Raw genomic sequence first — 6960 nt, forward strand, 5'->3', positions numbered from 1 at the left:
CCCACCCCAGGCGCGTCAGCGCCCCCGACCCCCGCCCACCCAAGTGATCGACGCGCGAAGCGCGGAGAGCGGCGGAGCCGCCAGTTTGGACTTCGTGGCCCGGAGCGAAGCGGAGGGACACGAAGTCCCGAGCGAGGGGCCGCCTTTTTCTCGGAGGAGCGAAGCGGAGGAGAGAAAAAGGCGGTCCCTCGCGAGCCGGCGACGAAGTCGCCCAACAAGAAGCAACGCCCCCATCACGACTCCGGCCCGGCACCGCCGCCCCCTCACAACCCCCGCCACCCACGCTCGCCCCACCCCCACCCCCACCCAAGCCCCCCACCAGCCCCCCACCCAAGCCGCCCAACAAGCCCCCTACGCTGACGCCCATGACCGACGTGGAGAGCCGACGCAGGATCAACGAGGCGATCAGCTCGATCCGCAGACTGATGAGCAGCCGCCGGCTGGACGCCCTGCACGTGGAGCGTTCCGGCGTGCCGCTCAGCCTGGTCGCGATCGGAGTGCTGCATCGCATCATCGACTTCGGCCCGATCCGGCCGACCGAGCTGGCCGAGCGCGCCGACATCCAACCGGCCGCGCTGAGTCGGCAGATCCGGATTCTGGAGGAGGGCGGCTACCTGGTCCGGGTCACCGCTCCCGACGACGGCCGGGTGGCGCTGCTCGAGGCCACCGAGCACGGGCGCGAGGCGTACCGGCTGTTCGTGGCGGCCAACGACGCGATGCTGGCCCGGCAGTTGGCCGGCTGGAGCGCCGCCGAACTGACCGATCTGGCCGACCGGATGCAGCGATTGGTCGCGGACCTGCGCGGGCCGCTCGACGCGGAGTGACGCGCGGTCCGTCCAACGGACCGGGCGCGGCCTCGGTCGGCTCCGCGGGCCGCGCCGGGCGGCTGACCCGACAAGATGATTGACCCTGTTAATTAACCGGGTTAACGTCCGATCATGGCATGGGACTTCAGCACCGACCCGGACGTCGCGGCCGAACTCGACTGGATCCGCCGGCTCGTGGTCGACGAAATCGAACCGCTGGACCTGGTCCGAACCCGGATGAGCGCGGACAACTGGCGGGCCGTCACCGAACCGCTCAGGCAGGCGGTCAAGGACCGCGGCCTGTGGGCCGCGCACCTGGATCCGGCGCTGGGCGGCGGCGGCTTCGGCCAGGTACGGCTGGCCCTGATGCACGAGATCCTCGGCCGGACCCCCTCCGCACCGGCGATCTTCGGCAATCAGGCGCCGGACTCGGGCAACAGCGAACTGCTCGCGGTGGGCGCGACCGACGCCCAGAAGGAGCGTTGGTTGTGGCCGCTCCTGGCGGGCCGGCTGACCAGTTCGTTCTCACTGACCGAGCCGCATACGGCGGGCTCCGACCCCACCGGCATCCGGACCCGGGCGGTGCGCGACGGCGACGAATGGGTGCTCGACGGGCACAAGTGGTTCGCCTCCAACGCGCGTCGCGCCGACTTCGTCCTGGTCTTCGCGGTCACCGATCCCGACGCCCGACCGCACCGCCGGGCGTCGATGTTCGTGGTCGAACGGGACACCCCGGGGATGCGCATCGTGCGCGACGTGCACACCATGCACCACCCCTACGACGGCGCCGCGACCGCGAACCTGGGCGGACACGCGGAGATCCGGTTCGAGGGTTGCCGGGTGCCGCACGCACACCTGATCGGCGCTCCCGGGGATGCGTTCACGCTCGCCCAGAAGCGGCTCAACGGCGGCCGGATCCACCACACGATGCGCTGGATCGGCCAGTGCCGCCGGGCCTTCGACATGCTCTGCGAACGCGCCCTGTCCCGGCACTCGCACGGTCGGTTGCTGGCCGAGCACCAACTCGTGCAGCAGATGGTGACCAAGTCCACGATCGAGATCGAGGCGCTGCGGCTGATGACCCTCAAGGCCGCGTGGACCTGGGACCACGAGGGCCCGAAGGCGGCCCGGCAGGCGGTCTCCGAGGTCAAGTACTGGGGTGCGCAGGTGCTGCACGACGTGGTGGACCGAGCGATCCAGGTACACGGTGCGCTGGGCTACTCGACCGATCTGCCGTTGGAGGAGATGTACCGCCTCGCGCGCAACTTCCGGTTGTCCGATGGAGCGGACGAGGTGCACGTCGCGCAGGTCGCCAAACTCGCGCTGCGCGGCCACACCGCGGTCGAGGGCTGGCCGAGCGAGCACATCCCCACCCGACGCGCGGACGCCGAGCAGCGCTACGCGACCTGGTTGGACCTGCCGTGACGGCGGCACCGACGGCACTCGGCGCGGCGCAACTGCGCGCATTCACCGCGTGGTCGGTGGCGCGCGGCGCGTTGGCGCCCGGCGTCCAACCGCGGGTCGAACCGCTGACCGGCGGCTCGTCCAATCCCACATATCGGGTCCGGGGCGGTGGTGCCGACCTGGTGCTGCGCACCCCACCCGCGCGCGGCGGACTGCCCACCGCGCACGACATGGACCGCGAATACCGGTTCCAGGCCGCGTTGGTGGGTAGCGCGGTGCCGGTGGCGCCGATGGTCGCGCTGTGTTCGGACCCGGCGGTGATCGGTACGCCGTTCTATCTGATGGATCGGCTGGACGGGGTCGTGCACGCCCGGGCCGAGGCGGTACGGGAGTTGCCCGCCCCCACCGCCGCGGCGGCCGGCCGCGCGCTGGCCCGGACCCTGGCCGTGCTGCACGCGGTGGACCCGGTCGCGGTGGGCCTGGCCGGGTACGCCCGGCCGGAGCCGTACCCGGTGCGCCAGTTGCGCCGCTGGCGGCGCCAGTGGGCGGCCTCCGGCAGCGGTCCGGCACCCGCGGTGGACGAGGCGCTGGCCACGCTCGCCGCGCGGATACCGGCGGCGGGGCCGGAGCGGATCGTGCATGGCGACTACAACCTGGCGAATGTGATGTACGAACGGGCCCGCCCCGACCGGGTGCTGGCGGTGCTCGACTGGGAAATGGCCACGCTCGGCCCGCCCGAGGCGGACCTGGGCCAGTTGCTCGCGTACTGGGGACCGGCGGGCCGGCTGCTGTTCGCCGAACGGGGCGGGCATCTGCCGGACGCCAACCCCGGGTTGCCCACCGCACGCGAACTGGTCGCCGAATACCGCGCCGCGACCGCCGAGCAGACCCCGGCCACCGAGCCGAACATCCGTCATATCCCGTTCTGGGAAGCGTTCGCGGTGATCAAGCTGGCGATCGTCTGCGCGGGTGCACTGCGTCGCGGAGCGAATGCGTCGGGTGCGCGTCGAACAAGGGTCGTGTCCCTGGTAACCGGTTTGGCCGACATTGCCCGGGACACGCTGGAGGAGTGAGGTTCCGCCTGGAACGAACCCCGAATATCGGGACGAATACCTCGATGGTTGTGCAGAGAAAAGTAAAATTCTCAAGAACTTCACTCCGGATACGCATGAGTAGCCGGTTGAGGGGCCAAGATTGCAGGTGTTCGCCAGGGAGCGTGGCGAACACTTCGAGACGAGGCGGGCCCGGCCGGGGCGGGCCCGCGTCGTCCCTTCCCGGGCCGCCGGGGCGTGTGTTCGCCGCCCTCGACCGATCGGCCCGACGACACCCGACCGTCGCACCACGACCGCCGGCCGACTCGCGCCGGACGACGGCCGATTCCGCTTGCCGCCCGAGCCGGTCAGTACGCGGTGGCCCGCACCCGATCCAGGTCGTCCAGGATGCGATCCAGGTCCGCGGGAGCGGCCACGTAGGCCGACACCGCCCGTTGGAACGCGCTGCGCATCGCGGTCGGCATCAGATCGGACGCGTCGAAGCGGATCGTGGGTGCGCCGGCCAGTGCGGCGCCCAGAGCCTGGGTCACCTCGTCCCCGTAGGCTTTCGGCGACACGTTGCGGTCCGGGGAGAGCGCGGTGCCCGACCGTACCCACAGTTCCTGCGCCTTTGTGCCGGTAAGGTAGTTGAGCAGTTCCAGGGCGGCCGGGGTCGCGTGGAACATCGCCGCGACGTCGCCCGCCACCTCGCGCGGGGACGGCGTACCGAAGCCGGGGAAGGCGAACGTGTCGTAGCCGCGCCGGGCCCCGGGCGGGGTACGGGCCGCGTAGTTGCCGGACATGAACGAGCCCTGGTGGTCGAACACACAGCCGCCGCGCGGGTCCAGCAGCTCGGCCGACTTGTCGAACCCGGTCAGCAGGGTACCGATCGAACCGCCCGGGACGGTGTCCGGCGTATGCGGCAACTCGCCCCACGCCTGCCACGCGGCCCGGATCTCCGGTGCCCGCCAGGACAGTTGACCGCTCGCCCAGGCGTCGTAGATGTCCGGGCCCGAGCGGGCCAACACGAGATCCTCGATCCAATCGGTGCCCGGCCAACCGGACGTGGTGCTGGAGGCCAGTCCCATGCACCACGGGGTGATCCCGGCGGCCCGCAACTTGGCTGTGGTGGCCTGGAGTTGTGCCCACGTGGTCGGTAACGGATCCCCCGCCCGAGCGAACTTGGCCGGGTTGAACCAGATCGTGCTCTTGAGCGCGGCCTTGAGCACCACCGCCAACTGCCGCCCGTTCACCCGGCCCGGCGCCAGCCACTCCGGCGCGTACCCCGGGTGGACCCCGTCCAGTGACGCGAGCTTGTTCGTCTTGGCGTAGTGCAACAGGTCGCCGGGCGAGCTGAGTACCGCGATCTCCGGCGGATCACCCTCCTCCACCCGGCCGGCCAGCACCGCCGCGACATCGCGGGTGCCCTGGAAGCGCACGTCGATCCCAGTGTCCTTCTCGAACGGCGCCACCACGGCCTCGAACGCGTCCTTTTCGGCGTCCTCCCAGGTGCCCAGCACATGCACCACCCGGTCCGGCTCGCCGGTCGAGCACGCCAGTGGGGCACAGCCCGCGCCGACCAACAGCAGGGCGCCGAACGCGGACCTCAGCCTGCCGGTTCCGATCACCGGAGTCTCCCGTACTCGAAGCGGCGGATCAGCAATCCCGCGAGGGTCAACACGAGCGCGGCCACGCACGTCAGCGGGCCGCCGAGGGTGAGCCCCCCGTCGTCGGCGGCCTCCTTCAGCGCCGCGTCGGCCGCCCCGCGGCCCACGATCAGCGCCTCGGCCAACGCCGTCTGTGCGTCGTCGGCCGCGCCGGACATCCGGTCCGGAGCCCGACCGGTCAGCAGCGCGGTCCCCGGGCCGCCGTCCCGAGTGCCACCCGGCGGTGCCTGGGCCTTGGTCCGCTCCGCGGCGGTGCGCAGCGCGGTCACCGCGGTCAGCGCCCGGACACCCGCCTCGCGCAGCGGCAGCGAGCGATCCTCGGCCAGGGCGGTGGCGATCAGGCCACCGAACCTGGGATCCGCTCCGGAGCGCACGGCGTCGATCTCGGCGGCCGACGGAACCGGGTCGACCAGATCCCGCAGGGTGAGGCCGGCCTTGACGTCGGTCGCGCGCGGGACACCACCGGAGGCGATGTCCAGGGCCGCCGTGCCGACCACCTCGTGCACGGCGGTCCGGGCCTGCCACAGCGCGGACTGCTCGGCGACCCGCCGCCCGGCGCCCTCGGCGAGCCGATCGTGCGTGCTCTGCGCGTGCAGCACCGTCCAGGCGATCAGCGCGGCCAACGCGGCGGCGGCGAGCAGCAACAGCGGGCTGGTCCGGCGGCGGAAGCGACGGCGCAGATAGGCGTGCGCGACCAGCACGAGCACCAGCGCCACGAACGCGGTCGCGCCGAAGGGAACCGCCACGTACGCGCCCACCCACCACGTCGAGCGGGCCGCGCGAATGTCCGCCAGGTCCGCCCGACGCTGCTCGTACAGGCTGGTCACGATCGAGCGCCGCAGGTCCGAGGCATAGAAGACGTTGGCCAGGGACAGCGGCCCGTCACCGCCGGTCTGGGCCAGGCCGACCATGATCGTGTACTCGACCATCAGTGCGTTGACCCCGGTGAGCCGAACTCGGGCGGAGGGATCGCTCCGATGCAGGTCGGCGGCCAGGGTCAGGAACTGGTTCGCCCGCTTGACCGCGTCCTGATAGTCCTGCCCCGGCCCGGTCAACGAGAACGCGCCCGACACCAGGCTCGTGGCGGTCGCCCGATCGGCCTCGGTCAGCGCGGCCGCAGCCTGGTCCAGGGCCAGCGCAGCCGGGATCCGTCGATCCTTCAACTCGGCCGCGGTCGCTGCGGACCGGTTGGCGATCAACACCGAAAGGGTGAACACCGGAACCAGAGCGAGGACCACCAACAACGCCAGCGCCACCAACCGCCCCGGCGTGGACGATGGCCACCACGCCCGAACCGGCTTGACGAAAGACCGCGCACCCGCCGCGGAGGCGGAGCCGGCGGAAGGTACGCCGGCTCCGGCGGACGGCGGACTGGTTCCGGCGGACGGTGCGCTGGTTCCGGCCGACGGTGCTGTGCTTCCGGACGTCGATGCTGTGGTGCGTGACATGGAACGGGCGCCCCCTCGTTCCGCTCGGCAACCCGGTCAGGTTAGACGCGTAATCGACCGGTTACCACACGGTGCTCTCCCTTGTGGCGGCGAGGGCGGGCGTGCTAGGCGGGGTGGGGGTTGTGGGGGTTGTGGGGGTTGTGGGGGTTGTGGGAGTCGCGGGAGTCGCGGGAGTGGGAGTGGGAGTGGGAGTGGGGGTGTCCGGGGGCGGGAGCCGCAGTGCCAGCGACGCGCCGGAGGCAGGCGGAGTCGCGGGTGCAACGCACCGGGGACGGCCGGAGTCGCGGACGCAACGCACCAGGGGCGGCCCGAGTCGCGGACGCGGCGGGTCGTGCGCGGCCCGAGTCGCGGACGCGGCGGTGCTTCTTGTTGGGCGACTTCGTCGCCGGCTCGCGAGGCACCACTTTTTCTTTCCCCCGCTTCGCTCCTCCAAGAAAAAGCGGCCCCTCGCTCGTGACGGTGTGTCCCTCCGCTTCGCTCCGGGTCACACCGTCCAAACTTTGCGGCTCCGCCGCTCTCCGCGCTTCGCGCGTCGATCACGAGGTCTCGGCCGGGTCGGGGGCGCTGACGCGCCGGGACGCGGCCGAACTCGGCGGCTCCGGGG

The 6960-nt window shown here is 71.9% G+C and carries 5 protein-coding genes; 3 read left to right on the plus strand and 2 right to left on the minus strand.

What is annotated here, in order from left to right; translation table 11 throughout:
• Positions 1-365: 365 nt before the first annotated feature.
• From A3IC_RS0111965 to A3IC_RS0111975, 3 genes are all read left to right on the plus strand, one after another.
• Positions 366-824 (plus strand): MarR family winged helix-turn-helix transcriptional regulator, encoded by a 459-nt coding sequence (locus A3IC_RS0111965; protein WP_020550289.1) that lies wholly within the window; start codon positions 366-368, stop codon positions 822-824.
• Between the two features lie 114 nt (positions 825-938).
• Positions 939-2231 (plus strand): acyl-CoA dehydrogenase family protein, encoded by a 1293-nt coding sequence (locus A3IC_RS0111970; protein ID WP_020550290.1) that lies wholly within the window; start codon positions 939-941, stop codon positions 2229-2231.
• Positions 2228-3283: a phosphotransferase family protein gene (locus A3IC_RS0111975; RefSeq protein WP_020550291.1), complete on the plus strand. Its 1056-nt coding sequence runs from the start codon at positions 2228-2230 to the stop codon at positions 3281-3283. The genes A3IC_RS0111970 and A3IC_RS0111975 overlap by 4 nt, the downstream gene beginning before the upstream one ends.
• A gap of 326 nt (positions 3284-3609) precedes the next feature.
• On the opposite strand, the gene A3IC_RS68545 is transcribed toward A3IC_RS0111975, so the two are convergent.
• Positions 3610-4869 (minus strand): ABC transporter substrate-binding protein, encoded by a 1260-nt coding sequence (locus A3IC_RS68545; protein WP_020550292.1) that lies wholly within the window; start codon positions 4867-4869, stop codon positions 3610-3612.
• A complete protein-coding gene (locus A3IC_RS68550; RefSeq protein WP_020550293.1) occupies positions 4866-6164 on the minus strand; it encodes a hypothetical protein in 1299 nt (432 codons plus the stop codon). Before A3IC_RS68550 ends, A3IC_RS68545 begins: the two co-directional genes overlap by 4 nt.
• Positions 6165-6960 lie beyond the last annotated feature (796 nt).

This window comes from Embleya scabrispora DSM 41855, assembly GCF_000372745.1.
Lineage (GTDB): Bacteria > Actinomycetota > Actinomycetes > Streptomycetales > Streptomycetaceae > Embleya > Embleya scabrispora.

What these genes read in the sequence shown, in the direction of transcription:
- A3IC_RS0111965 (WP_020550289.1), top strand. Translation starts at nt 366, where the DNA reads ATGACCGACGTGGAGAGCCGACGCAGGATCAACGAGGCGATCAGCTCG.
- A3IC_RS0111970 (WP_020550290.1), top strand. Translation starts at nt 939, where the DNA reads ATGGCATGGGACTTCAGCACCGACCCGGACGTCGCGGCCGAACTCGAC.